This window comes from Nocardia barduliensis (genome assembly GCF_013315795.1).
In the GTDB taxonomy this organism is placed as follows: domain Bacteria; phylum Actinomycetota; class Actinomycetes; order Mycobacteriales; family Mycobacteriaceae; genus Nocardia; species Nocardia barduliensis.
The window spans coordinates 23812-50511 of the sequence record NZ_JABLTE010000003.1; the positions used below are offsets into that span (position 1 = coordinate 23812).

Annotated in this window: 25 protein-coding genes; 14 read left to right on the forward strand and 11 right to left on the reverse strand. The window is 64.3% G+C overall.

Translation table 11 applies throughout. From position 1 onward, the window contains the following. Window positions 1–106: 106 nt before the first annotated feature. Together HOV91_RS02290 and HOV91_RS02295 are read right to left on the reverse strand one after the other, a co-directional pair. Window positions 107–880 carry an SDR family NAD(P)-dependent oxidoreductase gene (locus tag HOV91_RS02290; protein ID WP_174183744.1) on the reverse strand — a complete coding sequence of 258 codons (774 nt, stop codon included), beginning with the start codon at window positions 878–880 and terminating at the stop codon, window positions 107–109. 46 nt (window positions 881–926) lie between these two features. Next, complete coding sequence (locus HOV91_RS02295; RefSeq protein WP_174183745.1) at window positions 927–1703, reverse strand: crotonase/enoyl-CoA hydratase family protein; 777 nt, start codon at window positions 1701–1703, stop codon at window positions 927–929. Window positions 1704–1843: 140 nt separating this feature from the next. Between HOV91_RS02295 and HOV91_RS02300 the strand changes: the two genes are divergently transcribed. The 3 genes from HOV91_RS02300 to HOV91_RS02310 all read left to right on the forward strand — a co-directional run bounded on the left by HOV91_RS02300 (window position 1844) and on the right by HOV91_RS02310 (window position 5501). Beyond that, window positions 1844–2737, forward strand: a complete 894-nt coding sequence (locus HOV91_RS02300) for an enoyl-CoA hydratase (protein ID WP_174183746.1) — start codon at window positions 1844–1846, stop codon at window positions 2735–2737. After that, window positions 2734–4245: an acyl-CoA synthetase gene (locus HOV91_RS02305; protein ID WP_312884433.1), complete on the forward strand. Its 1512-nt coding sequence runs from the start codon at window positions 2734–2736 to the stop codon at window positions 4243–4245. The genes HOV91_RS02300 and HOV91_RS02305 overlap by 4 nt, the downstream gene beginning before the upstream one ends. A 314-nt stretch (window positions 4246–4559) precedes the next feature. After that, the gene (locus HOV91_RS02310) at window positions 4560–5501 is read left to right on the forward strand and encodes an alpha/beta hydrolase (RefSeq protein ID WP_174183747.1); all 942 of its coding nucleotides are present in this window, start codon (window positions 4560–4562) and stop codon (window positions 5499–5501) included. 53 nt (window positions 5502–5554) lie between these two features. Here HOV91_RS02310 and HOV91_RS02315 read toward each other — a convergent pair whose 3' ends face one another. The 3 genes from HOV91_RS02315 to HOV91_RS02325 all read right to left on the reverse strand — a co-directional run bounded on the left by HOV91_RS02315 (window position 5555) and on the right by HOV91_RS02325 (window position 8781). After that, window positions 5555–6295, reverse strand: a complete 741-nt coding sequence (locus HOV91_RS02315) for an SDR family NAD(P)-dependent oxidoreductase (RefSeq protein ID WP_174183748.1) — start codon at window positions 6293–6295, stop codon at window positions 5555–5557. Between the two features lie 19 nt (window positions 6296–6314). After that, a complete protein-coding gene (locus HOV91_RS02320) occupies window positions 6315–7430 on the reverse strand; it encodes an acyl-CoA dehydrogenase family protein (RefSeq protein ID WP_174183749.1) in 1116 nt (371 codons plus the stop codon). A gap of 202 nt (window positions 7431–7632) precedes the next feature. After that, window positions 7633–8781, reverse strand: a complete 1149-nt coding sequence (locus HOV91_RS02325) for an acyl-CoA dehydrogenase family protein (protein ID WP_174183750.1) — start codon at window positions 8779–8781, stop codon at window positions 7633–7635. Window positions 8782–8910: 129 nt separating this feature from the next. Here HOV91_RS02325 and HOV91_RS02330 point away from each other — a divergent pair, with 129 nt between their 5' ends. From HOV91_RS02330 to HOV91_RS02340, 3 genes are all read left to right on the forward strand, one after another. Then, window positions 8911–9699, forward strand: a complete 789-nt coding sequence (locus HOV91_RS02330) for a FadR/GntR family transcriptional regulator (protein WP_174183856.1) — start codon at window positions 8911–8913, stop codon at window positions 9697–9699. Between the two features lie 44 nt (window positions 9700–9743). After that, window positions 9744–10346, forward strand: coding sequence for a TetR/AcrR family transcriptional regulator (locus HOV91_RS02335; RefSeq protein ID WP_174183751.1), 603 nt, complete (start codon window positions 9744–9746; stop codon window positions 10344–10346). 341 nt (window positions 10347–10687) lie between these two features. Next, the gene (locus tag HOV91_RS02340; RefSeq protein ID WP_312884434.1) at window positions 10688–11428 is read left to right on the forward strand and encodes a FadR/GntR family transcriptional regulator; all 741 of its coding nucleotides are present in this window, start codon (window positions 10688–10690) and stop codon (window positions 11426–11428) included. A 65-nt stretch (window positions 11429–11493) separates the two neighbouring features. On the opposite strand, the gene HOV91_RS02345 is transcribed toward HOV91_RS02340, so the two are convergent. Beyond that, a complete protein-coding gene (locus tag HOV91_RS02345) occupies window positions 11494–12069 on the reverse strand; it encodes a TetR/AcrR family transcriptional regulator (RefSeq protein WP_174183753.1) in 576 nt (191 codons plus the stop codon). Between the two features lie 195 nt (window positions 12070–12264). On the opposite strand from HOV91_RS02345, the gene HOV91_RS39395 reads away from it, so the two are divergent. Continuing rightward, entirely contained in the window at window positions 12265–12372 is a 108-nt protein-coding gene (locus HOV91_RS39395) for an SDR family oxidoreductase (RefSeq protein ID WP_217439308.1), read from the forward strand. 86 nt (window positions 12373–12458) lie between these two features. Here the strand turns inward: HOV91_RS39395 and HOV91_RS02350 are convergent, their stop codons facing one another. Further along, window positions 12459–13157, reverse strand: a complete 699-nt coding sequence (locus tag HOV91_RS02350) for a hypothetical protein (RefSeq protein WP_174183754.1) — start codon at window positions 13155–13157, stop codon at window positions 12459–12461. Next, on the reverse strand, window positions 13154–14569 hold the full coding sequence (locus HOV91_RS02355; RefSeq protein WP_312884435.1) for a phenylacetate--CoA ligase family protein: 1416 nt from the start codon (window positions 14567–14569) through the stop codon (window positions 13154–13156). Before HOV91_RS02355 ends, HOV91_RS02350 begins: the two co-directional genes overlap by 4 nt. A 184-nt stretch (window positions 14570–14753) precedes the next feature. Here HOV91_RS02355 and HOV91_RS02360 point away from each other — a divergent pair, with 184 nt between their 5' ends. Beyond that, window positions 14754–15512, forward strand: a complete 759-nt coding sequence (locus HOV91_RS02360) for an SDR family NAD(P)-dependent oxidoreductase (RefSeq protein ID WP_174183755.1) — start codon at window positions 14754–14756, stop codon at window positions 15510–15512. Window positions 15513–15553: 41 nt separating this feature from the next. Next, on the forward strand, window positions 15554–16216 hold the full coding sequence (locus HOV91_RS02365; protein WP_217439310.1) for a nuclear transport factor 2 family protein: 663 nt from the start codon (window positions 15554–15556) through the stop codon (window positions 16214–16216). A gap of 44 nt (window positions 16217–16260) precedes the next feature. On the opposite strand, the gene HOV91_RS02370 is transcribed toward HOV91_RS02365, so the two are convergent. After that, window positions 16261–16905 (reverse strand): TetR/AcrR family transcriptional regulator, encoded by a 645-nt coding sequence (locus tag HOV91_RS02370; protein WP_174183756.1) that lies wholly within the window; start codon window positions 16903–16905, stop codon window positions 16261–16263. A gap of 44 nt (window positions 16906–16949) precedes the next feature. Here HOV91_RS02370 and HOV91_RS02375 point away from each other — a divergent pair, with 44 nt between their 5' ends. From HOV91_RS02375 to HOV91_RS02390, 4 genes are all read left to right on the forward strand, one after another. Next, window positions 16950–17804: an SDR family oxidoreductase gene (locus tag HOV91_RS02375; protein ID WP_246349723.1), complete on the forward strand. Its 855-nt coding sequence runs from the start codon at window positions 16950–16952 to the stop codon at window positions 17802–17804. Beyond that, on the forward strand, window positions 17804–19048 hold the full coding sequence (locus HOV91_RS02380) for a cytochrome P450 (protein WP_174183758.1): 1245 nt from the start codon (window positions 17804–17806) through the stop codon (window positions 19046–19048). Before HOV91_RS02375 ends, HOV91_RS02380 begins: the two co-directional genes overlap by 1 nt. 92 nt (window positions 19049–19140) lie before the next feature. Next, window positions 19141–20055 (forward strand): LLM class flavin-dependent oxidoreductase, encoded by a 915-nt coding sequence (locus tag HOV91_RS02385; RefSeq protein ID WP_174183759.1) that lies wholly within the window; start codon window positions 19141–19143, stop codon window positions 20053–20055. Between the two features lie 69 nt (window positions 20056–20124). Next, the gene (locus tag HOV91_RS02390) at window positions 20125–21291 is read left to right on the forward strand and encodes a hypothetical protein (protein WP_312884436.1); all 1167 of its coding nucleotides are present in this window, start codon (window positions 20125–20127) and stop codon (window positions 21289–21291) included. A gap of 532 nt (window positions 21292–21823) precedes the next feature. Here the strand turns inward: HOV91_RS02390 and HOV91_RS02395 are convergent. After that, the gene (locus HOV91_RS02395) at window positions 21824–22414 is read right to left on the reverse strand and encodes a hypothetical protein (protein ID WP_174183760.1); all 591 of its coding nucleotides are present in this window, start codon (window positions 22412–22414) and stop codon (window positions 21824–21826) included. A gap of 159 nt (window positions 22415–22573) precedes the next feature. Here HOV91_RS02395 and HOV91_RS02400 point away from each other — a divergent pair, with 159 nt between their 5' ends. Further along, window positions 22574–23209: a PucR family transcriptional regulator gene (locus HOV91_RS02400; RefSeq protein ID WP_174183761.1), complete on the forward strand. Its 636-nt coding sequence runs from the start codon at window positions 22574–22576 to the stop codon at window positions 23207–23209. A gap of 72 nt (window positions 23210–23281) precedes the next feature. Here HOV91_RS02400 and HOV91_RS02405 read toward each other — a convergent pair whose 3' ends face one another. After that, entirely contained in the window at window positions 23282–26560 is a 3279-nt protein-coding gene (locus HOV91_RS02405; RefSeq protein ID WP_174183762.1) for a protein kinase domain-containing protein, read from the reverse strand. Between the last annotated feature and the right edge of the window lie 140 nt (window positions 26561–26700).

Sequence of the window (26700 nt, forward strand, 5' to 3'; positions counted from 1 at the left end):
CGGGGAAGGCCGCTGGACCGCAATCTCGCGGCACCCTACCCCGGACAAGCGAAACGGCTGCTGCTCGACGCGCGTTGTCGCCGGGCAGCAGCCGCTTGCAGGATGATCAGCGCGGACCGAAACGCTGAGCGCCGTCGAGCCGGACCACTTCACCGTTGACGTAGCCGTTGGTCAGCAGGTGCTCGGCCAGAGCGGCGAACTCCTCGGGTTCGCCGAGCCGTTTCGGGAACGGAACGTTGCTCGTGAACTTGGCCAGCGCGTCATCGCCGACCGATTCCATGATCGCGGTGCGCATGGTGCCGGGCGCGATCGTGTTCACCCGAATTCCGAGGGTGCTCAGGTCACGAGCGGCGGCAAGGGTAAGGCCGACCACACCCGCCTTGGCGGCCGCGTAGGCGGACTGCCCGATCTGGCCCTCGTAAGCCGCGATCGACGCGGTGAACACCACGGATCCTCGTTCACCCGCCGCGGTGGGTTCGTTCGTCGCCATGCGCGCCGCGGCCAGCCGCAGCACGTTGTAGGTGCCGACCAGATAGAGGTCGAGGGTCTTGGTGAAGCCTTCCAGCGTGGCCGGGCTGCCGTCGCGGTTGACCACTCGCTCGGCCACACCCCAACCACCGTGGGCGATGGCGACGTGGCGCAGCGTGCCGAGCGCAGCGGCGGCCTCGAGCGCCGCCAGCACGGACTCCTCGGAGGTCACGTCGGTGCGCTGGTACACGGCGCCTGCACCGAGAGCGTCGACCAGCGCCTGCGCGCGTTCGTCCGCGAGGTCGGCGACGACCACCTTGACTCCCGCCTTGTGCAGACGGCGCACCACGGCCTCGCCGAGACCTCCCGCGCCACCGGTCACCAGCGCGACATCGCTCGCCGGGATTGTCATGTCTTCTCCGTTCACTGTCGTATTCATCGCGATGAGCCAGTGCGGTTCACTTGCCCGCCCACACCGGATCGCGCTTCTGCGCGAAGGCTTCGGCTCCTTCGCGGGCATCTGCGGACTCGAAGACCGGCGCGAACACTTCTCGCTGCCGGTCGAAGGCCTCTTCATCGGACCAACCGCTCGATTCCACAACGATCCGCTTGGTCGCCGCGACCGCGAGCGGGCCGTTGCGGCAGATGAGCGCCGCAAGTTCGAGCGCGCTGTCGAGCGCTTTGCCGGGCTCCACCAAGCGGTTGACCAGCCCATACCGATGGCCGAGCTCGGCGGAGAAGTTCTCGCCGGTCAGCGCCAATTCCAGGGCGATCTGGTAGGGCATGCGCCGGGGCAGTCTGAGCAGGCCGCCGCCACCGGCCACCAGGCCGCGCTTGACCTCGGGCAGCCCGAACGACGCGGTGCGCGAGGCGACGATCAGATCGGTCGCCAGCGCCAACTCGGTGCCGCCGGCCAGGGCGAAACCCTCGACCGCCGCGATGACCGGTTTCCGGGGCGGGGCCTCGGTGAAGCCGAGTCCGCGTCCTTCGACGGCGATGCTCTCACCCGCCAGGAACGCCTTCAGGTCCATACCCGCGCAGAAGTTCTCCCCGGCGCCGGTGAGAACCCCCACCGAAAGGCCCGCATCACTGTCGAGCCGGTCCATGGCGGCCGCCAATCCCTGGCTGACCTCCGTGTTGATCGCATTACGGGCCGAGGGCCGGTTGATCGTGACCACGAGGACACGATCGCGCTGCTCAACGATGACAGCGGGTTGCGGGGACTGCTCCGACACGACACGACCTTCCTGGCTGGGGAACCGGTGAGACGATCACCACTAGACCGTATAGTATAACTATATAGCTATTTAACCTATCAGCAGTCTCCCACGACCGCTACCGACCACGCCTACCCCGACGACGCGGATGAGGAACTATGGCCGACTACGTCGACTACGAAAAGCTCGACAACGGAACGATCGCGCGCATCACGTTGAACCGACCAGAGGTCCACAACGCGCAGAACCGCGGCATGTTGATCGAACTCGACGCGGCGTTCCTCGAGGCCGAGGCGGACGACACCGTCCGGGTGATCATTCTCGCGGCAGCGGGACGTAGTTTCTCCGCAGGCCACGACATGGGATCGGCGATCGCCGGAGAGGAGATCGAACCGGGCCCGAACCAGCATTCGACCATGCGGATCCACGGCGGCACCCGGCCGGGCGTGGTCGAACAGCGGATGCGCCAGGAATGGCACTACTACTTCGACAACACGTTGCGCTGGCGCAATCTACGTAAGATCACCATCGCCCAGGTACAGGGCAACGTCATCTCCGCGGGTTTGATGTTGATGTGGGCATGTGACCTCGTCGCGGCCGCCGACGACACGATCTTCGCTGACGTCGTCGGCACTCGCCTGGGCATGGGCAGTGTGGAGTACGTGGCGCATCCCTGGGAGTTCGGGCCGCGAAAAGCCAAAGAGCTGCTCCTGACCGGCGACTCGATCGATGCCGAGGAAGGCTACCGGCTCGGCATGGTGAACAAGGTGTTTCCCCGCGCCGAACTCGCCGAGCGGACGCTCGCCTTCGCCCGGCGGATCGCCGCCAGGCCCACCATGTCGAATCTGATCGTCAAGGATCTCGTCAACGACGCGACCGATCACATGGGATTCTCCAACTCGCTGCGGCACGGCTTCACCTTGCACCAACTCAACCACGCGCATTGGTCGGCGCTGCATGACGACAAATTCCCGGCCGCCAAACCCGGTGAGGACGTGGAGGACTGGCGAACCGCGGGAAAGCCGAGGCCGAGCCGAAAAGATCAGCCGTGACCGACGACGCGCTGTTTCCACCGGATTGGGCGGATCGGGACGCCCTGATCATCGAACCCTCGGGTGTGCGAGTGAGTTTCGGTGAGCTCGAGTCGAGGTCGAACGCGATCGCTCACCTGTTTCGCGCCCGTGGCCTGATGTCGGGCTCGACAATCGCGCTGCTGATGGAGAACCGGGCCGACTTCCTGGTCATCTCTTGGGCGGCACAACGCGCCGGCCTCTACTACGTCGGCGTCAATTCCCATCTCACCGCACCCGAGACCGAATACATCCTGCGCGACAGCGGCGCGTCGGCGCTGTTCACCTCCGCGGCCCTGCTCGATATCGCGGACGCCGCCGCACCCGAGGTGCCACACCGCTTCGTGGTCGACCCCTTCGGCGAGCGAAGCGGCTGGGAAGAACTCGACGCCGTGCTCGGCGAGTTCCCCACGAACCCGATCCCGGATCAGCGCGAAGGGGATTTCCTGCTCTACTCCTCCGGGACGACGGGTCGACCCAAAGGAATACAGCGCCCATTGCCGGGAGGACCCTTGGGGTCCTATCCGGACCCTCCTGGCCGCTGGCTACGGGAACTTCTCGGCTTCCAGGCCGGCGACGTGTACCTGTGTCCCGCGCCGCTTTATCACGCCGCACCCCTTGGCTGGAGTATGGGCGTGCATCGCAGCGGCGGCACCGTCGTGGTGCTGGAACGATTCGACGCCGAGCGCGCGCTGAGCGTGATCGAACGCCATCGCGTCACGCATTCGCAGTGGGTCCCGACGATGTTCGTGCGGATGCTGAAACTGCCGCCGGAAATTCGCGATCGGTATGACCTGTCCTCGCTGCGGATGGCGGTCCACAGCGCCGCTCCGTGCCCGGTCGAGGTCAAACGCGCGATGATCGAGTGGTGGGGCCCTATCCTGTTCGAGTTCTATTCCAGTACCGAAGGTATGGGCGCCACGGCCATCTTCTCCGAGGAATGGTTGCGCAAACCGGGGTCCGTCGGACGACCCCTGCTCGGACGCCCCCTGATCCTGGACGACGACGGACGTGAACTGCCCACCGGCGAGATCGGCACCGTGTGGTTCGACGGCGGAACGAGCTTCCGATATCGCGGCGATCCCGGCCGGTCCGCGGCGGTGGTGGACAGCAGCGGTCGCGCCACCGTGGGCGACCTGGGTTATCTGGACGAAGACGGCTATCTTTTCCTCTCCGACCGCAGAACCGATCTGATCATCAGCGGCGGGGTGAACATCTATCCTCGGGAGATCGAGGACGTGCTGATCCTGCATCCCGCCGTACTGGATGTGGCCGTGATCGGATTGCCCGATCCGGACCTCGGCCGCCGGGCGGTGGCGGTGATCCAGCCGACCGAGAGCGGGGCCGTCGAAGTCGACGAGCTACTCGAGCACTGCCGCACCCGGTTGGCGCGGTACAAAATGCCACGCGAGATTCGGTTCACCGAGCAGCTTCCCCGAACCCCGACCGGCAAATTGCGAAAGCACCTCATCAGCGACGAACCGAGCTGAACCACGGCGTGGCGACCATCGTCGGAAGATTTCCAGCACGTCCCGACACGCCGCAGCCGATCCAGCATCCCTCCCCTACCGGGCGATTGTTAGGGACGTTGCGACCCACGTTCATCGATGATCGTAGAGGCACGCATCTGGGAATCCGCTCGCTTACGAATGGTCTAGTTGAATGATCACTCTATAAAGTGCGGAATAAAGAGCCCTGTCAGCGCGGGAGCCAGAGCAGTGAAGGAGGCAGAAGTCTGGACCACCTTCGCCCATCACGCCTCGACTCATCACCGACCTGCTCCGACAAGATAGGACCTACCAACATGACCGCACCAAGAGCGCCGGGACGCACGGCAGCCTCGAGAGCCGCACTCCGCTCCCGAGTGAATCCGTCGCACTTCCACCCCGATCTGCGACTGGCCGCCACCGTACTGCCGGATCGCACGTTCAGCCCGGCGTTGTTGCCGCTGGTGCGGCGTCTCATCTCCTTCACCGGAGACCGCGACACCGAGGTGGTTCGAGTGACGGGTGACGTTCCGGTCCGAGTGCACCGGCCCGAGCCCGGTCCGTCACCGAGACCAGGGTTGCTGTGGGTGCACGGTGGCGGCTATGTCATGGGCGCCGCACGACAGAACGACACATTGTGCCGTCATCTCGCCACCGAACTCGGTGCTGTCGTCGCGGCCGTGGACTACCGCCTCGCGCCCGAAAATCCATACCCGGCCGCCCTGAACGACTGCTACGCCGCGCTGCAATGGCTGGGAGACCAGCCCGACGTCGATGCGGATCGCATAGTTGTCGCGGGGTCCAGCGCGGGTGGCGGACTGACGGCCGCGCTGGCTTTCGCCGCTCGTGATCGCGGCGGCGTACAGCCGGTGCTACAAGTACTGTCATATCCGATGCTCGATGACCGCTCCATCGGTGACGACCTCCGCAACAGCGATTTCCGGCTGTGGAGTGTCACGTGTAACCGATTCGGCTGGAAGGCCTATCTCGGCGACGCCGATCCGACTGTCGCGGTGCCCGCTCGCCGCGAGGACCTCACGGGACTCGCTCCCGCTTGGATCGGCGTCGGCACCCTCGACCTGTTCCACACCGAGGATCTCGCCTACGCCGAACGCCTGCGCGAGGCCGGCGTGCCGTGTGAGGTGCTCGAGGTGCCGGGCGCCTTCCACGGCTTCGACGAGATACTTCCCAAGGCGGGGGTCTCCCGCGACTACTTGGCCGCACTATGCGCGGCCGTGCGCGCGGTATTCGACGCCTGAGCTGCCACGCTGCCGCCCCCGAAGTGCCGGCGCGGCAGCGTGTGCTGCACCGGTCAGGCGATATAGCCCGAGGTGCCCGCGCGTGAGACCACGATGTCGGGCACTACGGCGCGCGCGGACAGGCGCAGCAGCGCGTCCACCAACTCGACGACATCGGTGACCGAGATCATCTCCTCCGGTGCGATCCGGTCCCGGATCCACGCGCTCATGTCGGTATCCACGTAGCCGGGGGAAATGGTGGTGGCGGCGATACCGTTTCCGGACTCCTCGGTGTTGAGCGTGCGAATCATCGAGATCAAGGCCGCCTTGGTCGCGCCGTAGACCGCGAGACCGGGTTCGGCGAAAACACCGGTGAGCGAGGCCAGCGCGACGATCCTGGCCCCACGCGCCGGATCCTGTGCGGCGGCCTTGCGCAGTGCGGGAAGAGCCAGTTGCAGCAGTTGCAGCGGCGCGCGCAGGTTGATCGCGACGGTCTTGTCGAAGCGCCGCAGCGGATACTGCGCGACCGGGCCCGCGCTGCCGACTCCCGCGTTGAGGATCAGCGCGCCCATGGTCTCGTAGGCCTGCTCGTGAGCGGCGACCACAGTCTCCACTTGTTCCGGTTCAGCGATGTCCGCGGCGACCGCGACCACCCTCGGCGCGCCGAGTTCGCGTAACCGTACGGCCACCGCCTCCAGTGCGTCGGCACGACGGGCCGCGATGGTCAGGCTCGTTCCCTGTGCCGCCAGGCGTTCGGCGATGCCGAGTCCGATGCCGCGGGAGGCACCCGTCACCAGTACTGCCGCACGAGTCATATGCGTTCCCCTTCCGTGTTCACAAACCGATGCGCTGTGCGAGGACTTCGCGATGGTGGGACGGGGTGCCGAGCAGAATCTCCGAACCCTTCGCGCGCTTGAAGTACAGGTGCGCCGGATGCTCCCAGGTGAACCCGATGCCGCCGTGGAGCTGAATACCCTCGGCGGCGATGTGATAGAAGGCCTTCGAGCAGTAGACCTTCGCGGTGGAGGCCGCGACAGGCAGATCGGACGCGCCGGTCGCGGCCGCGTAACTGGCGTAGTAGGCGGCTGAGCGCGCGGATTCCAGTTCCACCAGCATGTCGGCGCAACGGTGCTTGATGGCCTGGAACGACCCGATAGGCTTGCCGAACTGTTCACGCACCTTGAGGTAGTCGACAGTGGCGTCGAGGACCTGTCCCGCGCCGCCGACCTGTTCACACGCCAGCGCGGCGGCACCGATATCGAGTACGCCGGACACGACAGTCCACCCCGAACCCGCCTCGCCGAGCAGTGTGGCCGGGGTGTCGCGCAGGGTGATCGTAGCCTGCCTGCGCGTGCGATCGAGCGTGGGAACCTCTTGGATGTCCAGCCCCGGCGCACCGGGTTCGACCAGGAACAGTGATGTTCCCTCGGGGCCGCGCGCCACCACGATCACCAGATCGGCGGCGGCGCCGTCGAGCACGTAGCGTTTGACGCCGTCGAGACGCCAGCCCTCGGCGGTCGCGACCGCCGAGGTCGAGATCCGCTCCTCGTGCCATGCTCCGCTGTCCTCGATGACCGCGAGGGTGGCGATCGTCTCCCCGGCCGCGATGCCAGGGAGGTATTTCGAGCATGCCTCCTTGTCGCCGGACAGCAACAGGGTGTTCGCGGCGAGGACGACTGTGGAGAACAGCGGAGCGCACAGCAGCGAGCGACCCGCCTCCTCGAGCACCACGGCGAGTTCGCCGAAGCCGAAACCGGCGCCTCCGTACTCCTCCGGGATCGCCAGCGCTTGAACCCCGATCTGCTCGGCGAGTTCGCGCCACACCTGACGATCGAAGCCCTCTGCTGTCTCCATCTGCGCCCGGACCTGCGCCTCGGAGGACCGAGACGTCAGAAATTTTCGTACGACCGTGCGCAACTCCAGTTGCTCATCAGTGAACGACAGAACCATCGAGCCTCCTCGGGCGTGGGAGCACCACCTTGATACCTACAATAAGTATAATAGATTAACTAATTAATGGAGAGGTGCGGCACCACCCGACGGACTCCACTGGAGGACGGAAAGCGCATGGGGAAGATGGCGGACGCCCGGCCGACTCGACGGAACCGAACACCATCCGGGCGCGCCGGCGTCGGCGCGCCCGGATGTCCACTCAGAAGCCCAAGCCCTTGCCCACGATGTCGAGCATGATCTCGTTGGTACCGCCGTAGATGCGCTGCACCCGCGCATCTCGCCACAGCCGGGCGATCTCGTATTCGTTCATGTAGCCGTATCCGCCGTGCAACTGCAGGCACCGGTCGATGATCTTCCACTGCGTCTCGGTCGCCCACCATTTGGCGCCCGCCGCCTCGTCAGCGCTCAGCTCACCACTGTTGACCGCGAGGATGCACTGATCGATATAGGTCTGCATGACGTCGACCTCGGTCTTCATCTGCGCGATGGCGTGCTTGTTGACCTGGAAGTTCCCGATCGGGGTTCCGAAGGCGACCCGCTCGTGCGCGTACCCGATGGTCAGTTCGAGCGCACGTCGGGCCTGCGCCACCGCGTGGATGGCGATGCCGAGCCGTTCCGCGGGGAGATTGTTCATGAGGTGGTAAAAGCCTCGGTTCTCCTCGCCGATGAGATTCTCGGCGGGCACCCGGACATCCTCGAAGATCAGTTCGGCGGTGTCGGCGGAGCGCTGGCCGATCTTGTCCAGCTTCCGGCCTCGGCTGAAGCCCTCCATTCCGGTCTCGACGACCAGCAGGCTGAGCCCCTTGTGCGGCTTTTCCGCATCGGAGTCGGTCCGGCACACCACTACGACGAGGTCGGCCAGCAGACCATTGGAGATGAAGGTCTTCGAGCCGTTGAGAATGTAGGAGTCGCCGTCCTTGCGCGCGGCGGTCTTGATGTTCGCCAGATCCGAGCCCGCACCCGGTTCGGACATGGCGATCGCGGTGATGTACTCACCTGAAACGTACTTGGGGAGCCAGCGCTTCTTCTGCTCTTCAGTGGTCAGATCGCGGAAGTATCCGGCCAGGATGTCGTTCTGGACGCCGAGCCCGATCCCCACCGTTCCGGTGGCATGAAATTCTTCGTTCAGGATGGCGTTGAAACGGAAGTCCTTGGTATCCGCTCCGCCGTACTCCTCGGGCATCTCCCAACCGAGCAGCCCGAGCTCGCCCGCCTTCAGCCACACGTCGCGATCGACGTAGCCTCGCGCTTCCCACTCCTCGGTATGGGGCGCGCATTCCTTCTCGAAGAACGACCTGGCGGTGGCGCGGAACTGGTCGTGCTCAGGTTCGAAGATGGTCCGGCGCATGCTGCAACTCCTATGGGGCAAGAGTGAGATTCAACAGTTATATTAGTTCAACAGTCTAACTCATTAAGCACGAGCAACGACGGTCGGCGGCATGACACCTACGAGACGAGCGAGGGCTTCGTGACCAGAATGGCCAAGCCGAACACTGTCAAGGTCCCGAAGGCCGGAGAACTGGTTGCGGCCGACCTGCGCTCCCGGATAATCACCGGCCAGTTGTCCGTAGGAGACCCGTTGCCCAACGAAGCCGCGCTGATGGAGCACTTCGGCGTCTCGCGCCCGACACTTCGCGAGGCTTTTCGCATCCTCGAATCGGAGTCCCTGATCACGGTACTGCGGGGCGCGCACGGCGGCGCCAGGGTGCTCGCGCCCGACGACGCGGTCGCGGCGCGCTACACCGGGCTTCTTCTGCAGTACAGGGGAACCCTTCTCACCGATGTCTATCGCGCCCGCACCGAACTGGAGGTGGCCTCGGTCGGCTTGCTCGGCAGCGGCGAAGGCCGCGCGTTCATGGCAGGCCTCGACCACCTCGACCACCTGGTGCACGAAGGCGCGGACCTCATCGATGACGTCCAGGTGTTCGCACGACACGACGTTCGACTACATCGAACGCTGGTCGAGCTCACCGGCAACACCACGCTCCACGTCCTCGCCGAGATGCTGTTCAAGATCATTTCGGCGCACAACGTCGTCTTCATCGCCGAGCACGACTCCGGTCACGAAGTCCCCGCGAATCGGGTGGCACAGCTGGCCTGGACCAAGCTGGTGGAGCTGCTCAGGGATGCCGCCGTCGCCGATGCGCAAGCCCACTGGCGACGCCACCTGGAGGGCGTCGCGACGTACATGGTGGGCAACTCGGCGGCGACGGTGGTCGACGTGCTGTCCCGATCACCGAACCCAGCCTCGCGCGAATTCGACTAAGATTCTCATTTCGAGAGTCACTATCGCGAGTACGAGGAGCAGCCGTGAGCACCCTACGAGAGCGAAACCGTCTGCGCACCCGCGAGGACATTGCCACGGCCGCGATGACACTGTTCGAGCAGCAGGGCTACGACACCACGACAACCGAGCAGATCGCGAAAGCGGCCGGCGTCTCGATCGCGACCTATTTCCGGCACTTCCCGACCAAGGAAGACGTGCTGTTCGCGGACGAGGATCAATCCGCGGCCGCCATGGTCGACCGGGTTCGCGAACGAGCCGATCGCTCGGTGTCTCTGGCCGCCCTCGCCGAGCCGGTGGCGGCTTTCGCCGGCGATCTCGAGGACGAGCGGATCTTCCGCCTCACCCATATGGTCATGACGAACCGACAACTCGAACCGCGCAGCCTGCGAACGCGCCTGCGCTGGGAACGCGACATCGCGCGCGCTCTCGCGGCCGAGCAGGGACGCGGCGAACCCTCCAGCGACGATGTGCTCGTCGCTTCCCTCGCCGTCACCTGCCTCAGCACCGCTCTGCGATTCTGGGACAAGTCGAAGTCTCCGAGTGGGCTCAGCGCCCTGGTCCGGAAGATGTTCGCGCGTAGTGCCGACGTCGTACTCGCCACGCCCGACAGCCCGGAATCCGAATAGGATACCGAGGTGGCGCCGCTTGTGAGGGTGGCTGCGGTGCAGTACTTCACCACGATCAACCAGGCGCCGCCTACATCGAGGTAGGCAGGCTCGCATCCCGGAGCCCGGGCTGCTCGAGGCAATGTCGGGGACATCTGCGTCCGCCCCTGTCAACCGCACACGATCTTCCGCGGATGCCTGCATTCGAAGTCGCGAACGCGGTTACTGTACCTTCATTGAAACACTTAGACTGATTGGGTTCAAAGGTCTCATGGCTTCGGCCACCCGGCGGACGCGATCTCGTTGCACAGTACAGACAGGATGAGCGAGGCCTCGTGGCGAAACTGGCCAAGTCGAATGTAGTGAGGGTTCCGAAGGCGGGGGAACTGGTCGCCGCCGACCTTCGCCGCCGCATCATCACCGGGCAGCTGTCCGCGGGGGAACCGCTGCCCAGCGAGACGGCCCTCATGGAGCATTTCGGCGTCTCGCGGCCCACGCTGCGCGAAGGATTCCGCATCCTGGAGTCGGAATCCCTGATCACCGTGCTGCGCGGAGCACGCGGCGGAGCACGAGTCCTCGAGCTCGACGACGCCGTCGCCGCCCGCTACACCGGACTCCTCTTGCAGTACAAGGGAACACCGCTGACCGACGTGTATCGCGCTCGCACGGAGCTCGAAGTCGCCGCGGTCGGAATGCTGGGCACCAAGCGGGCCAAAGCACTCGCGGCAGGACTCGATCGACTCGACAAGATGATTCGCGCAGGCGCCGAACTCATGGACGACGACGAAGCCTTCGCACAGCACGATGTAGAGCTCCATCAGGCGTTGGTGGACCTGGCCGAGAACACCACACTCAGTGTCATGGCCGAAATCTTGTACAAGATCATCGAAGTCCACAACGTGGTCTTCATCGCCGAGCATGAAGCCGGTCGCGAAGGCCCTGAGGCAGCACGTCACGCGCAGCGCGCTTGGACGAGACTGGCCAAGCTGCTTCGTGACAACGATGTCCCAGCAGCCCAGAAGTACTGGCGCCGGCATCTGGAAGGTGTCGCCAAGTACATGGTGGGCGATTCCGAAGCCACGCTCGTCGACGTCCTGTCCTGACGCCGACCCGCCGGGCGCGGGGCGAAGAACGTGATCGCGAACTGCGCGCCGCACCCGCGCTCGGGTCAAGCGGACAGGCGCCGGATCAGCTCCCAAAGTCGCTCCGCCGCCTCGCGCACCATTTCCGCCGACTCGACCTCAACCGACCTCAACCAATAGGCGAGGAAGCCGAGGATCCCGCCCGCCAGGAACTGAGCGAATTCCTCCGCGCCGGTCACCGCCTCGCCGCGTGACAGCAAGACCCGCTCGACCAGCCGTTCGGCCACCATCTCACGAGCGATACCCGCGACACTTCGCGCGCCGAGCAGCCGACGGTACACCGCGCGGTCGGCATTGAGCTCGGCCAGGAACTTCACCAGCCAGTCCGGCACCCCTGCCGCGCCGGCCGTGACGTCGTGCTCAGGACCGGTCAACTCCCGCATGCGTTCGATCAGCGCGTCCGCGGCGAGTTCGTCCAGCGAGGCGTAATGCAGATAGAACGTGGGCCGACTGACCCCCGCGTGGCGTGTCAGATCGGTGATCGAAATCTCCGACCAGTCCCGGTCCGCCGCGAGCTCCAGGACCGCGGCACGCAAACTCTCGCGGGTACGCAGGATCCGGGTGTCCACCCGTTCGGCCACAGGCTCCGACGCTTCAGCCAACGATCCTCCTCGAATGCGGAAACCCGTGCGACACGGTCGCCATGACCGTAGCGGGGTCCCCCAGGGTCGGCGCGCGCGTTCCCGGCACGTACCAGCCCTCGGTCAGCCCGAAGAAGATGCGCGAGCCCATCCGCCCGTGGTGGCGACTGGTCCTTTGCCACGGTACGCCGCGCTACCACCGCCCTGCCCCGGGGCATGCAGGAACCCGAAGATGTCGCCGCGACGGTCGCCTACCTGTCCGACGACGCACGGCTCACCACGGGTACCACCCTCCAGATCGGCGCGGGTAACCAGCCCATGTGAGCTGCCGGAACCGGACCGGTATCGGCTAGGAATTGCGCATAGGCTGCCAGTGCATACGGCGGCGGAAGGCGCACTCGAACCCCGAACTATGCGAGTCGAATGCGGGCGCCCGCGAGACCGCACCCGCAAGGCGTTTCCACGACTCCACCGTGGACGCCGAGTTCGATCTGTTCTCGGTGGTAGAGGCGATTACCGACGACGGTGAGCACGAGTCCGGTCGAACTCTCGGCGAATCGCCACTCTTCCGGGTCGAAATGAAGCCCGTCGCGGGCCGGGCATTCAGCCGCCAACGCGGGTCCGAGCATAGCCATCGCCGCACACTCGACCCCGGCGCTGCGCAGAGCGGAGACGGCTTTTGGTCGCGCCCAGATCACCGGGACATCGGCAAGCAGGCGCACAGCGTCAGCATCGGCCAGTAGAGCATCGGCTGATTCATCCGACAGTCCGACAATCGCTTTCACCGGCAGCAGATGCAGCATCGTCACACTGCGCCGAACATCCCAGGAATAGGGCTCGGCAGTACCGTAGATGATCCCCGCCTGGCGGAGTGCCTCGAACACCGGACCGAGCCATGGTCCTTCGCAATTTCGGCCGGTCACCAGCACGTGGTCACCGTTTGCGATCTTCCATATGTCCAGCAGTCGACGAGCCCAGGCGCTGTCGCGCTCGAACTCTGGCCATCCGATCTCGAAGAAGACGGGGTCGTGCCCCCGGGTGAACTGTCCTATACCGGCGAGCGACGGATGCCGTCCCGTCATCGTGGCTGTCATCGACTCCCGGCTCATGCCTTCACCATCCTCGGGAACTTCGCTGTGCTCGTACTCGCGGCCAGCAAGTCGTCGACCGGAACGAGTTCGATCTCCGGAGAGACGCCCACCCGCGCGACGACTGCCTCCCGCAAACGACCGGCGAGCTCGTTCAGGTCCACCGGTGTGGCGGATTGATAGCCCACGCGCAGGCGCAAGCGGTCGACCATCCGCGACTCGCGGATGATCTGGAACAGGCCGGCGTCGGTCTCCTCCTGTGACTCGATAGCTGCCCACACCTCGCTGAGCACGACCGGTTTTCCCTCCACGACCGTCTCGTCACCCGTACGGGCGACGATCCACTGGCGCGCATGGGTACGACCGCACGCGCACGTCTCGCGCTCGATCCGCACGAGGTCCCCACTGCGATAGCGGATCAGTGGAGCGGCCCGATTGTCCAGATCGGTAGCGACCAGCTCGCCCACCGTTCCAGCAGCGACGGGCCGGAGACTGTCGGTCTCCAGCGTCTCGGCGAAAACCAAGTCCTCCCAGAGGTGATAACCGTTGTGCTCGCGACATTCCCAGGCGGTTCCGGTATCTCCGGCACTAGCGTATGTGAACAGCTCGATACCCCACTCCTCCCGGACTTTCGTGGCAAGCGCGGCCCCGAGCGGCTGGCCGGCGAATGCCACGCCTTTCACCGACGAGAATGCTTCCTTGATGTCGTGTGTCGCCGCCAGTTTCTCCAGCTCTACGAACGTTGGCAACATCAGGTTCACGTAACTCGGGCGGAAACGCCGCAGAGTCGCGAGGATTTGTTCTCCTTGTCCGACCCAAGTGTCGATGTAGACCGGGACCAATCCCATCTCCTGATAGAACTTGTCGTAGAAGCCTCGCATGGTGCCCGCAGGTACGATCACGAGATCTCCCGGGCGGACACCGATCTCCCACAGATCTCGAGTGGAGCAGGTCGGCAACGGCGGCGAATTCTTCCAGACGTCAGGGATCAGTTCCGGCGCGCCGGATGTGCCCGAGGTCGATGTAATCGAGGTGAGTTCGCTGGTCGGCACCTGCAGAAGTCCGCCGAACGGATCTCCGGTGCGCTCACGGTAGGCGCGTATATCGTCCTTCGTGAAGGTCGGGATGAGTCTGGTGAAGTCATCGATCGACCGTATGTGACTCGGATCGACGCCGGCCGATGACCAGAGTTCGCGGTAGAAGGGCGATTTCTCGTACGCCGTCGGCAGCAACTCCAGCAGACGGCGCTCCTGCAAAGCCGCCAGCCGATCACGTGGCATCGTTTCGATGTCGGGTTGAAAAAACCGCCGGTCTGCTTCGTCCACGTTCTGTTCGAGCGTGGCGGACTGAGGTATGTCCACGTCGGAATCCTTAATGGTTACGCGACAGTGCGAGGAGAGATGTAGATCACAACGTAGGTCGAACTTCAACACTTGTCCAAGGAACCGCGTTCCGAACCGAATCGGATAGATAATCTTACTTTCAGTGTTACCTTCCGGAGGTGATCTCACAGTCCTTGTTCGTGGGGTGTCCCACCCACTGGTCAGCCGTTTCACCTTCCCTCCGCGTCGCGCGGGCGGTCCCACTAGGTCACCGATCCCGCGAGCGAGTGTGCCGATGAACCTGTTCGACGTGAGCGGCAGAGTAGTTGTCGTCACCGGGGCGAGTTCGGGGATCGGGCGGATGCTTGCGCAAGGTTTGGCCGACGCGGGTGCGCTCGTCGCACTTGCGGCTCGCCGCGAAGATCGCCTGCGAGAAGTCGCCGAAGGCATGGACAAGGCGATCACCGTTCGTTGCGACGTAGCCGTCGAAGCTGATCGCGCGAACCTTATCGCCGAAACCCTCACAGCGTTCGGCCGTATCGACTGCCTCGTCAACAACGCGGCGATCAGCGGTAGTGGAGTTCCGGCCACTCGGCAGACTACCGAGGAATTTCGCGAAGTATTGGAGGTCGACCTTGTGGCCCCCTTCGACCTTGCGAAACGGTGTCTTCCCTCGATGCGAGAAGCGGGCGGTGGATCAATCGTCAATGTCACGTCGATCGCGGCCATCTCGACAATGGGCAGCGTGATACCGCAGGCCGCCTACTGTGCGGCAAAGGCGGGTCTGGCACACCTCACGCGCGAGCTCGCGGCCCAGTGGGGCAGGTACAACGTACGCGTCAATGCGTTCGCTCCAGGGTTCTTCCCTACCGAGATGACGCACACGATGGCTTCCGATGGAGAACCGCCCGAGTGGCTGAAAGCACGTCAAGCGATCAAAGGCGCGGCTCACGCGTCCGATGCGTTGGGAATCGTGCAGTACCTCCTTTCGGATGCCTCGCGTTTCGTGACCGGACAACACATCGCGGTAGACGGCGGACACACGATCACCTGACGAGCGTGCCCGAAACGCCGACTCCCAGGAGGCCCGGATCAATGGACAGCAAACGCGGCGCCGACGGGCGTGAAGAACAAGAAATTCCGGCGAGCGAGATCGAGCAGTCCGCTCCGCGAGAATTCTCGAGCGATGGGCCGGCGGAGTCGGCGCACTTCGCGAGAAGTCCGGCCCGGCGGCGGCCCGCACCATGCGAGATGACGGAAATCGAACAGCTCCTCGCATACGAGCAGATACGCCAACTTGCGTCACGCTATGCGTTGGCGGTGAACATGCGGGATCTGGACGCCCTGGTCGAACTGTTCGTAGACGACGTTCCGGTAGGGGCTGGGCGCACCGGCCGTGAAGCGCTCAAAAGTACATTCAGTCGTCACATCGATGCCGAGGTGGACATACTGGAGGTGACGACCCACGTCATCAACCTCGTGGACCGAACACACGCTACCGGTACCGTTTACAGTAGGTGCGAAATGGGCGGCCGCGAGCGATGGGAGCAGCAACTCATCGCATACGGCGACGAGTACGAGCGCAGACACGGCATGTGGTACTTCGTCAGCCGTGACCACCAGCTTTTTTATGGTGCCGACACTGGCCGAAGACCACTCGCCCTACCCCCTGCGCATTGGCCACGCAGCCGTACCGGACGCGGCACTCTGCCCTATGCCTGGCCGACCTGGCAACATAGCCAGACCGGTATCGGTTGACCGGCCAGTGCCCTCTCGCGTGAAATCGCCATGCCGATGGAGGACTATGTGGTGTTCGTGCTGGTCGCGATCGGTCCACCGCGTGCAAGACCCCGGACGTACTGGAGGACAGCTCGTCGGCACGCCTCCGAATCGAAGCTGCGGTCGGTAGAGAACTCCCACAAGGCGCCGCGAACCATAGCGGCGACCGCGAAAGTCGTCGACTGGACATCGAGGTCCCCGGGTACCTCGCCTAGTTCGATGGCCTCGTGGAGCGCTGATTCGATGCGGGCGCGAAGGGCGATGTTCTGCTCATGGATCGCTGGCAGAACCTCCGGCAGTGCGGTCGCGGCTTCGTGAGCAATGATGACGTAAGCGCGTACCCAAGACGGGTGGGCTGCCAAGCCGTCGAAGATATCCGCGACCTCGGCTTCGATGACCGCCAACCCGCGGCGGCCGGGCCGGCCCGATTCGCGGCGAGCCCCAGTCCTTACGTAGTCGATTATCTCGGCGAGCAGTTTCGGTTTGGAGCCGTAGTAGTGCGTCGCCAGGCTGCGACTGTACCCAGCCCGTTCACCGACCTCGGCCAAGGTCATATGGGCGTAGCCGCCTTCTGCGAGCAGCTCGATCGCGGCGTCGAGTATGGCCGCTCGAGCAGCTTCGCGACGTTGCGTTTGCGTGGGTCTGCCACTTTCGGTCGTTGACTTCATTCCTTCTCTCCGTGATACTTGTTGGCAATACAACTAGTGTGGCAATGGAGGCGCACGTGAATAGTACTCAGGTCGCAGTAGTCACCGGAGCAGCCAGCGGGCTCGGTTTCGGCCTCGCACTGGCCCTGGCGGAGCGGGGTATGGGCGTCGTCATTGCCGATATCGATGCGGACGGACTCGAAAGAGCTCAGCAGCAACTGCTCGCAAAGGGGGCCGACATCTTGGCGGTGCCTACGGATGTGACCAAGGAGTCCGCGGTCGCCTCTCTCGCGGATCGCGCATTCGAGCGGTTCGGCCACGTGGACGTGGTATGCCTGAACGCCGGCGTGGCGATGCGAGGGCCGGCATGGAAATTGTCGAACGAAGATTGGCGCTGGGTATACGACGTGAACGTGTTCGGCGTCGTGTACGGCATTTCGAGTTTCGTTCCAGCACTGCTGGAAAGAAATATCGGGCATGTCCTGATCACCGGATCCAACAGCGCCGTGAGCACACTGGCCGGCCGGGCACCGTACGTCTCCAGCAAGCACGCAGTGCTGTCGATAGCGGAAACACTGCAACACGACCTACGCGGAGCCGGTTCCGACGTGCGTGTGTCGATAGCTCTACCCGGGGCTATCCGCTCGGCCATGGCCGACACCGCCCGCAACCGTCCGCCCGAGTACGGCCACGTCGAAGTTCCGGCGGAAGTGTTGAGCGCCAGTCGCGACTTTCTGAATCGCTTCGGTGCCGATCCGCACGAAATGGCAGACGACATCTTGCGAAAAGCATTGGATGAACATCAATTCTGCATTTTCACGGAGTCCGATGACGTTTCCACGCTCTCAGCTCGAACAGATGCGCTTCGGGACGGTCGACTGCCCGACGTCTCGGCATTCGTGACCAAGGAGGTCGGTTGATGAGTAAGACAGCAACGACAGAGGAAAGCGCCGAAGATCGCGCGCGCGCCGCTGGACTACCCATCGTGGACTTCGACCCGGAATGTGATCCGGCGTTCAAGGAGGACCCCCTCGGGACGATACTCGCCGCCCAGCAGATCGGAGACATCTTCTACAGCACGGCTGCGCGCGGTTTCTGGGTTATAACCCGCTATGAACTGATGAGAGAAGTGTGTCTGCATCCGGACCAGTTCTCGAACCGTGAGACGTTCACCTTCTATCGCAACCCACCGAAAGTCTCCAACAGCCTGGCCAACCTCGACCCGCCCGATCACACGAAACTTCGCAAGTTGATCGGCCCGCTTCTGACCCCCAGTGCCGTACGCAAGTTGGAACCAGCGGCGCGCGCGTCCGTCGCAACTATCGCCGAGGAAGTCGTCGCCCGAGGAACGTGCGACTTCATGGCCGACGTCGCACTGCGTGTTCCCGCCGAAGTGTTCCTGGAGCACATGGGTCTGCCGTTGGAGAATGCCGACGCCATCGTGGCCACTCGGCTACTGCCTGGAAAACTGAACGGCAGCAACGACCGCGATGGGACGGAACTCGCCGCCGCCGTGGGCAAGATACAGCAGATGTTCAGCGAAGTTGTGGCCGAACGACGGCGAAATCCCACCGACGACATCCCGAGCTACCTGATCGCCCAAACCGTCGACGGGGTTCCGCTTTCCGACGAAGATGTCATCCAACTCTGCTACACGTTGCTGGGGACATCGCTGGGAACAACCGCGTCCACGATGACCTTCCTATTCAAGCTGCTCGCCGAGGATCCGGCCTTGCGCCACCGTTTCATCGAAGATCCCCCGTCGGTGAACGGACTGATCGAGGAAGCGCTGCGCCGTTATCCGGCGATACCTCTTCTTCCACGGACCGTAAGCGGAGATTTCGAATTCCACGGAATCGACTGGCGCGATGGCGATCGGATCGTACTGCTGATCCCGGCTGTCAACGCCGATTCGGAACTTTTCACCGACCCGTACGTTTTCGATACAGAGCGGCAGCCGAATCGGCATCTTTCCTTCAGCGTGGGTCCGCACTTCTGCGCAGGCGCCCATTTGGCGCGAATGGAACTGCGCGCCCTGATCGAGGAATGGCATCGGATAATTCCGGACTATCAGTTGGGCGACCTGTCGGAACTCACCCACGAGGTATCGGTCGCGGTCCGCATGACGACCTTGCCGCTGAAAATCGACCGTAAATCGAACTGAACCAGGAACAGATCATGCCTCGTCTTCGTCTTTCGTTCGATTTGCGGCGCCCGGAGTTCACGAAGGCGAAGGCCTCGGAACTCGCCGCATCGATGCTCGACATCTGCGGTTGGGCCGATACCGCCGGTTTCGACCTCGTCTACTTCGGCGAACACCATACTTCGCCGGACGGATACCTGCCCTCTCCCTTGGTCGCGGCCGCCGCGGTAGCGGGCCGGACTTCACGGATGAAGTTGCGACCCATCCTTCTCACTCCGCTGTACCATCCGCTGCGTCTCGCCGAAGATCTGGCGGTCCTCGACGTAGTCAGCGGAGGACGCGTCAGTCCAGTGTTCGCCGCGGGCTATCGGGAAGCCGAATTCGATATGTTCGGCATCGACCTCGGCGAACGGCGTGCCCGCCTGATCGAAGCCGTCGACGTGTGCCGAAAGGCATGGACCGGAGAGCCGTTCGAGTTCCACGGACGCGCCGTGACGGTAACGCCCACACCCGACCAGGTACCCGGTCCTCCCATCATCATGGGCGGAACGGCCGAGGTCTCGGCCAGACGCGCGGCTCACCTCGGTGACGACTTCGATCCCGGCAATCCCATCGTGTGGCCTGCCTACCGCGACGAGTGCCTCAAGCTGGGCCGCGACCCGGGTCCATGGATCCCTCGCGGGCCGACCTTCCTCTACGTGACGCACGACCCAGCCGCCGCTTGGAACGAAATCGGCCCGAACCTTCTGCACGCGGGCAACACCTATGCACGCTGGATCGCCCAGTCTGCGCAGGGTTCCAGCCAGTGGTATCCACCGATCCAGTCGGTCGAGGAGCTGAAAGCAGGAGGCGCATACCAAATCGTCACTCCCGACGAATGCCTCGCGATAGCAGAAGAACTCGGGCCGGAGGGCCACCTTATCCTGCGGCCTCTGTTCGGCGGAACCGAGCCGGACAAGGCATGGGCAAGCCTCGAATTGTTTGCGGCAGAGGTATTACCGCATCTCGACGTCAAAACCGGAAGCTGAACATGATCATGGGTACCTAGCGCCTATCAGCCATTGATTTCGCGCACCCAACTAATTACGGTAATAACTGTGACCGAAACCGCCGGGGGGGGCGCGTATTTCGTCAAGACTCAACCCTGCTTCTGCCGAGCCCTCACCCTGTCGGCGGATATCAATCAGGAGTACACCGGAAGTGCACTCCCAGAGTTCAGAAGGACAATCGACTTGACCGTCAGCATCGCCAACCTCTCACCGACCGGATCGTTCAACCACGCAGCGCTCTGTTCCGGCCGCCGATTCGAACCCGCGGCGGTCCTCGCGCAATCGACCGTTCATGGACTTGCTCCCGAAGCCGGCTACATCTGGGGCACTTTCCGCGACGATGAGGGCGGCCTGCACTCCCATATGCGGCGGATACCGGCTGTGAGCGACTACCAGAAGCCCAGCGGCGATATTCGATCGTTGGGCGGCAAGCTCATTCTGCTGTCCAGCACCGGAGATGCAGAACAGATGAAACTGCGGCGTGAGCCCCGGTATGCGCCCGAAAGCAACGAAATCGCCAGGCGTGTTCTCGACTCCGGCGCAATGGAAATGACGACTCCGGCGAACGATCATGGACGTTCGATGACACTGACGATGTCCGCCGATCTCCTGAACTATCAGGAGACCGACGTGATCGACGTGACGGGCACCCTGGCCGTCCCGCCCTTGCAGTGGTACCTCCCCGGCCCCGAGTCTTCGCTGCTCTATCTCACCCAGACCTGGCTGGCGGAGGGACACCTGGGAGGGAAACACGTGCGCGGATTCGTGTTCTGGGAAGAAGCCTGGATGCCGGAGGGGGCGCGTTTGTACATCGACAGGGACCCGCTGCACGATGCGCAGTACACGACCTGGTATTCGTGGGCCAACCACTACGAGGACGGCAGTGCCGAGGTCGGCCACTTCCTGTATGGGAACGGCGATTTTCATGTCGGGGTCATCGGTCACAGCGACGGCACGGTCACCACCGCCCACACGATGGACGCGGTGGTGAAGCGCAATCCCGATGGCTACTGGCACGACGGGATCGACTACACGATCAACGGTGAAGCATGGACGTGCGATCCCGATCCCAACGGTCGTATGGAGGGCCTGGGACGGATCCCCAACCCGCAGCAGGAAGGACGGATGCATCGAGCGGCCGATACGCGTACTCCGGACGTGTGGATGGCATGGGGTGAATCGGTTCCCGGACACGGGGAACGCCGCCACTGGTAACCGAGGCGCGCCTCGGACGCCGGTTCGAAGCATCCGGACGCGCTCGTCTACACGAACCTTCGTGATGCAGTCAGATCAGATCTATCTGAAAACTTCATTCGGCAAGAGCTCGGGGATCGGTCCACATGGACCGATCCCCGAGCTCTTGCTCGCCCGAGTCCTTGCGGACCATCCAGGCGAGGCAAGTCATCCCTTCGGCCCTCCCCGACTCGGATAGGAACCAGGGTCCCCGACCAGACGGTTCGCCGCGCGGTGATCGGCTTCACGTTCCGCTGCCCTGGCAGGAACCTCGTGCGATCGGACGGTCTGCCCCACAGATCAGCTATCCGATTCACGGCCATGTAGCTGGATCGATTCTCATGGTCGACGGCCGGTGCGTGCGGGCGCCACGAAACCCCTCTATACAGTTAAATTATTGCAATAACTTTTCTGTATCGGTACGGTTGGCCACAGCGGCAATCCAGCGCTGCGCTGGCCATCGGTGCGCTTCGGAGGTTTGACTCATGCCCGTTTCACCGGACCATTTGCGGTGTCATGGGAGAGGCAGATTTTCTACGAAGCCGGAATCGGCTCGAATCCGCTGCAGTCGCGAGACGTCCACCTCGTTTTCCAGCCATATTCCGAGGAGCGCTGATTGTCGAAGAGGCAAGCTGTGCGCGGCAGCATGATCGAGGCCGACACTTCGGGTAACGGCCCGGTCCGGTGGCCGACGTATCCAGACGGTGTGATCGCCGAGATCGAATGCATCGCGCGAGAATTCGTTGCCCGCTTCACCGCTGAAGTAGCGCTGCCCAACGGTCGCGCGGATGCCGATGGGAAGGCCCGGCGTTGTCGCGAACATGGGCCCTTCACGGACGGCAAGGCAGACCACCTCGAGGAACAGGCCGCAGGGTGGGCCCGAAAAGGGATTCCGCTGGACACGGCACTGCGCATCGTCCATCGCGCACTGCGGGGCGGTATCGAATCGACCGGCGAGCGTGAGCGTTCGCACCGTTACCGCCACTCGGAGCCATTCGGGCAGGATCGAGCAGACCTGCGCCGAGGCACCACCGCGATGCTCGATCTGCTCGAGTCGCTCACTTCCACCATTTCCCGCGGCTACCTTCGAGAACTCGGTGAACACCCCCCGTCCCGCCGCACGTCGGCGCGTGCGTTGGCCTACGCACTACTCAACGGACAAGCCACGCCGGAGTTGGCGAGCCGCTACGGCTTCGAACTGTCCGCAGAGTATTGGGTTCTCGCGCTGCGGGTCGAATCGACCGCCCCGCAGCTGTCCAGCGAGATGAACCGCGGCACCGACCGTCGCACCCTCGCCCACCGCGCACTGCTGCGGCTCGAAGCCGAACTCGTGGGACGCACCGACGATCGAGCGCTACCGATGCTATCGATCGAGGGTGGTCTCACCCTCTTGCCGACGGATTTCGCCGACGACCGGCTGGACTCGTTGTTCCACGCAATAGAACAGGCGGTCGGGGTACAGATCACCACAACGGTGATACGCTCACCCGTCTCCGAGATACCCGCCTGCGCGGAGCATGCCAGAGGTCTTCTCGACATGGTGCGACGGCTGGGCATTGCCGGCACAGTGCACCGCTTCCCGGATCTGGCCCTGGAATACCAGTTGACGCGCCCGGGTCCGGGACGCATGGTTCTGTCATCGCTGCTCGATCCGATCGACGACTACCCAGAACTGCTTCTCACCCTGACGTGCCATATCGCCAACGGTTCGAACAGGCGACTCACCGCCCGCATGCTGCATGTGCACCCCAATACCATCGACTCACGCCTGAAACGCATCGCTCACCTGACCGGCCTGGACACTGCCGCGTCGGACGGCCTGTGGCGCCTGCGCTCGGCCCTCATCGCCCGCAGTTACCTGTCGGCGGCGAGCGGATCCGCCGCGTCGCCTCCCGGGTGAACGGATGCCTGCACAGCCGTTCCATCACGGGTTCGGCGGCGTGCGCCGTTGCGCATTCGAACACTGCATTCCTCACGCGTTCCCCCGTTCGGCTTCCGTCACCACCCACGCCGCGATCTGGGCACGGGAGGTGAATCCGAGCTTGGACAGAACGTGCTCGATGTGGCTTTGGGCCGTGCGTTGGGAGATGACGAGTTTGGCAGCGATCTGCTTGTTGCTGAGCCCCTGTGAGACGAGGTTGGCGACCTGCCGCTCGCGCTTGGTCAACTTGGGGCCAGCGCCCTGCGTCCGCGCGGCACCGCTGGATTCTTCCCCGAGTGCGAATGCCACGGCGGCGTCCACACCCATCGTTCGCCCGCGCCGGAGAGCAGTGTCGAAACGGCGTGCGCCGAGAGTGCGACGCGTCCTTTCCGCACAGTCCTCGTGCAATGTGGATAAATTCGAAAAAACCGTTCGCACACCGCCTCCCAGCGGCCACAGCCCCTCTGCTGCGCCCATGAGCACCGCGACGCGCTCGGCATCGGCAGGGGCGTCGATGGTCCAGGCCAAAGCCTCGAGACCGAACGCGGCGGCGGTCGGAGATTTCAGGCGACGATCCAAGCGAAGCGATTCCTCGATCAACTGCCGCGCCTGACTCCGGGCGCCTTGCCGCAGTGCGGCAACACCCACACCCCGCAGCGCTGCCGAGTGATTGACCAGTTCGCCGCGGGCACCGGTGATCGACAGTACCTGCCGATACTGCTCGGCTGCCTCCGCGGCGTGTCCGCCTACTTCGTTCGCCCAGCCCAGCAGGAGTCGCGTGTGTACGCGGAATTCCTCGACGCCACCCGAACCGAGTAGCTCGACGGCATCTTCGAAAGACGATGCGGCCCGAGCAGGATCGCCGCGGGTAAGCGCGAGAATGCCGTCGGCATAAGCAATCTGCGCCCGGGTCGCCGGAGTGGGATCATCTGCGGCGAGTGCTCGCCCTGCCTGCACGAAGGCTGCCGCTGAGGAGAAGTCGCCCTGAGCGGAAGCCATGAGAGTGCCGACCCGCAGCGCTTTGGCGCGGACAGCGGGTTTCACTGGTTCGCCGGGCAGCGCGAGGACGCGCTCGAGCCAAGCACGGCCTTCACCGAACATGCCGTGAAAGTTCCAGAAGTTGAACAGTGCGGCGGCAAGGGACAACCCGGCCTCGGCACTTTCCGGTGCGCCTTCGGACAAGCAGAATTCGAGCGCGTCGCGCAAGTTCGGTTGTTCGCGTTCGAACCGGGCGATCCAATCCGGTTGCCGGTCGCTGATCCAGTCGGCTTCGGCGTTCGCAATCAACTGCAGGTACCAGTCGCGGTGGCGTCGCCGTATGTCCTCGTATTCGCCGGACGCCCGGAGTTTCTCTCTGCCGTAGTCTCGGAGCGTCTCGAGCAGCCGGAACCACACCACGGTGCCGGTTTCCTCGCGAATCAGAATCGACTTGTCCACCAGAGAGGCCAAGACATCGATCGCGTGGCCAGGGGTGAGGCCGACGCCGCATATCTGTTCGGCGGCGTCGAGTTCGAAGCCGCCGGTGAAGATCGCCAGACGAGCCCAGAGTCGCTGCTCCGACTGGGCGCACAGGTCGTAGCTCCAATCGATGGACCATCGCAGGGTTTGCTGCCGCGTGGGGGCAGTTCGGCTGCCGCGACTGAGCAGCGCGTAGCGGTCATCGAGTCGTTGCAGGATCTGGTGCGGTGACATGGCGCGTATACGGGCTGCCGCGAGTTCGATCGCGAGCGGCAACCCGTCCAGCCGGGCACAGATCTGTGCGATGTCGGTCTTGTTGTCCTCGTCGAGCTCGAAGCCGGGTTCCGCCACGGTGGCGCGGTCGGCGAACAAGGTGACCGCGTCGAAACGGGGCATCCCCAGCAGGGTCGGCTGCTGCGCTGGATCCGGGACGGACAACGGGGACACCCGCAGCACTGACTCGCCCGGGATGTTCATCGGTTCTCGACTGGTGGCGAGGATACGCAGCTCGGGGCAGCTGTGCAGCAATGCTTCGCTCAGCTCCGCCACGGCATCGACCACCTGCTCGCAGTTGTCGAACACGAGCAGCAATTCCCGTTCGCACAGGTGGTCGAGGAGAACATCGAGCAGTGGCCTGGCCATCTCGTCGCGCACACCGAGCGTCATGGCAACCACATCGACCAGCAGCGCGGGGTCCGTGATGTCGGCCAGTTCGAGCAGCCACACGCCATCGCTGAAGTCCGATCTCACGCTGGAGGCAGCGCGCAGGGCCAGCCGTGTCTTGCCGACGCCCCCGATTCCGGTCAACGTCAGCAGCCGGGAAGCCGACAGCAGACTCTTCACCTCCGCCAGCTCGGTACGCCGTCCGATGAAGCTGGTCAGTTCGAGCGGCAGATTGCCCTCGGTACCCCGACCAGATGCTGCCGGGCGTCCCGGCAGCTGCGGTTTCCGGCCTCGGTTCTCGAGGCGCGGCCCGCTGGTGAGTGCGGTTCTGCCCACCGAGAGCCCGCGACGCCGCTGGATGCGCCCGAGAGCCTCCCCGAGAGCTGTCGCCGAGGGCCGCTGGTGCGGGTCCCGGTTCATCGCGGACTCCACTACCGCCGTCACGTCATCAGGGATTCCGCCCTCGCGCAGGTCCGGGACCGGCTCGGTGGTGACCCGCACGAACTGCGCCACCACGTTTTCTCCACTGCGGCGCTCGAACGCAGCATGTCCGGTCAGCGCGCTGAACAGGGTGGCGCCCAAGCCGTACACGTCAGCGGCCGGGGTCGGATCGTCCCCTTCGAGAACCTCCGGTGCGGTGAACGCAGGCGACCCGGTCAGGACGCCAGGGCCGGTCCGGAACCCACCGGTGACGTGCGCGATGCCGAAATCGGTCAAGGCGGGCTCACCGTAGTCGGTGAGCAGAATGTTCCCCGGCTTCACGTCGCGGTGGAGGATACCGAGATGGTGGGCGCTTTCGAGTGCCCCGGCGATTTTCACCCCGATCGCCACCGCGTTCTCCACCGAGAGCGGGCCGTCACGGCGGATCCAGGCGTCCAGAGAATCCAATGGGTGGTAGGGCATCACCAAGTAGGGCCGCCCCGTTGCGGTGGTGCCCGCTTCCAAGACGGTGACGATGTTCGGATGTCCGGTCAAGCGGCCCATCGCCTGCTGTTCCCGCAGGAATCGAGCCTGATTGTCCGCATCCAACTCGGTGGTCAGGACCTTCACCGCGACGGTCCGGTCCAGTGTCGGCTGGCGGCACCGGTACACCACGCTGAAACCGCCGCGCCCGACCTCTACCGCGTCCTCGAAACCCGCCGCGTCCAATTCCGCCGTGACAGGCGTCGTTACCTCACGGCGGGTTCGCAGTAGATCGTCATCGGTCATCGGTCGCTGTCGGCCGAACCGATTTTTCTCCGGTCATCGCGCCACACGCGTCTACCTTTCGCCGAGGTCCAGCTTATCGCCGAAAAGGTGTATCGCTGATTCTGGCCGCGGCGCAGCAATGGGCCTGTAATCGGACCGGC

What these genes read in the sequence shown, in the direction of transcription:
- HOV91_RS02290 (WP_174183744.1), bottom strand. Translation starts at nt 880, where the DNA reads ATGACAATCCCGGCGAGCGATGTCGCGCTGGTGACCGGTGGCGCGGGA.
- HOV91_RS02300 (WP_174183746.1), top strand. Translation starts at nt 1,844, where the DNA reads ATGGCCGACTACGTCGACTACGAAAAGCTCGACAACGGAACGATCGCG.
- HOV91_RS02310 (WP_174183747.1), top strand. Translation starts at nt 4,560, where the DNA reads ATGACCGCACCAAGAGCGCCGGGACGCACGGCAGCCTCGAGAGCCGCA.
- HOV91_RS02315 (WP_174183748.1), bottom strand. Translation starts at nt 6,295, where the DNA reads ATGACTCGTGCGGCAGTACTGGTGACGGGTGCCTCCCGCGGCATCGGA.
- HOV91_RS02320 (WP_174183749.1), bottom strand. Translation starts at nt 7,430, where the DNA reads ATGGTTCTGTCGTTCACTGATGAGCAACTGGAGTTGCGCACGGTCGTA.
- HOV91_RS02325 (WP_174183750.1), bottom strand. Translation starts at nt 8,781, where the DNA reads ATGCGCCGGACCATCTTCGAACCTGAGCACGACCAGTTCCGCGCCACC.
- HOV91_RS02330 (WP_174183856.1), top strand. Translation starts at nt 8,911, where the DNA reads ATGGCCAAGCCGAACACTGTCAAGGTCCCGAAGGCCGGAGAACTGGTT.
- HOV91_RS39395 (WP_217439308.1), top strand. Translation starts at nt 12,265, where the DNA reads ATGCAGGAACCCGAAGATGTCGCCGCGACGGTCGCCTACCTGTCCGAC.
- HOV91_RS02350 (WP_174183754.1), bottom strand. Translation starts at nt 13,157, where the DNA reads ATGAGCCGGGAGTCGATGACAGCCACGATGACGGGACGGCATCCGTCG.
- HOV91_RS02360 (WP_174183755.1), top strand. Translation starts at nt 14,754, where the DNA reads ATGAACCTGTTCGACGTGAGCGGCAGAGTAGTTGTCGTCACCGGGGCG.
- HOV91_RS02365 (WP_217439310.1), top strand. Translation starts at nt 15,554, where the DNA reads ATGGACAGCAAACGCGGCGCCGACGGGCGTGAAGAACAAGAAATTCCG.
- HOV91_RS02370 (WP_174183756.1), bottom strand. Translation starts at nt 16,905, where the DNA reads ATGAAGTCAACGACCGAAAGTGGCAGACCCACGCAAACGCAACGTCGC.
- HOV91_RS02375 (WP_246349723.1), top strand. Translation starts at nt 16,950, where the DNA reads ATGGAGGCGCACGTGAATAGTACTCAGGTCGCAGTAGTCACCGGAGCA.
- HOV91_RS02380 (WP_174183758.1), top strand. Translation starts at nt 17,804, where the DNA reads ATGAGTAAGACAGCAACGACAGAGGAAAGCGCCGAAGATCGCGCGCGC.
- HOV91_RS02385 (WP_174183759.1), top strand. Translation starts at nt 19,141, where the DNA reads ATGCTCGACATCTGCGGTTGGGCCGATACCGCCGGTTTCGACCTCGTC.
- HOV91_RS02400 (WP_174183761.1), top strand. Translation starts at nt 22,574, where the DNA reads ATGAACCGCGGCACCGACCGTCGCACCCTCGCCCACCGCGCACTGCTG.
- HOV91_RS02405 (WP_174183762.1), bottom strand. Translation starts at nt 26,560, where the DNA reads ATGACCGATGACGATCTACTGCGAACCCGCCGTGAGGTAACGACGCCT.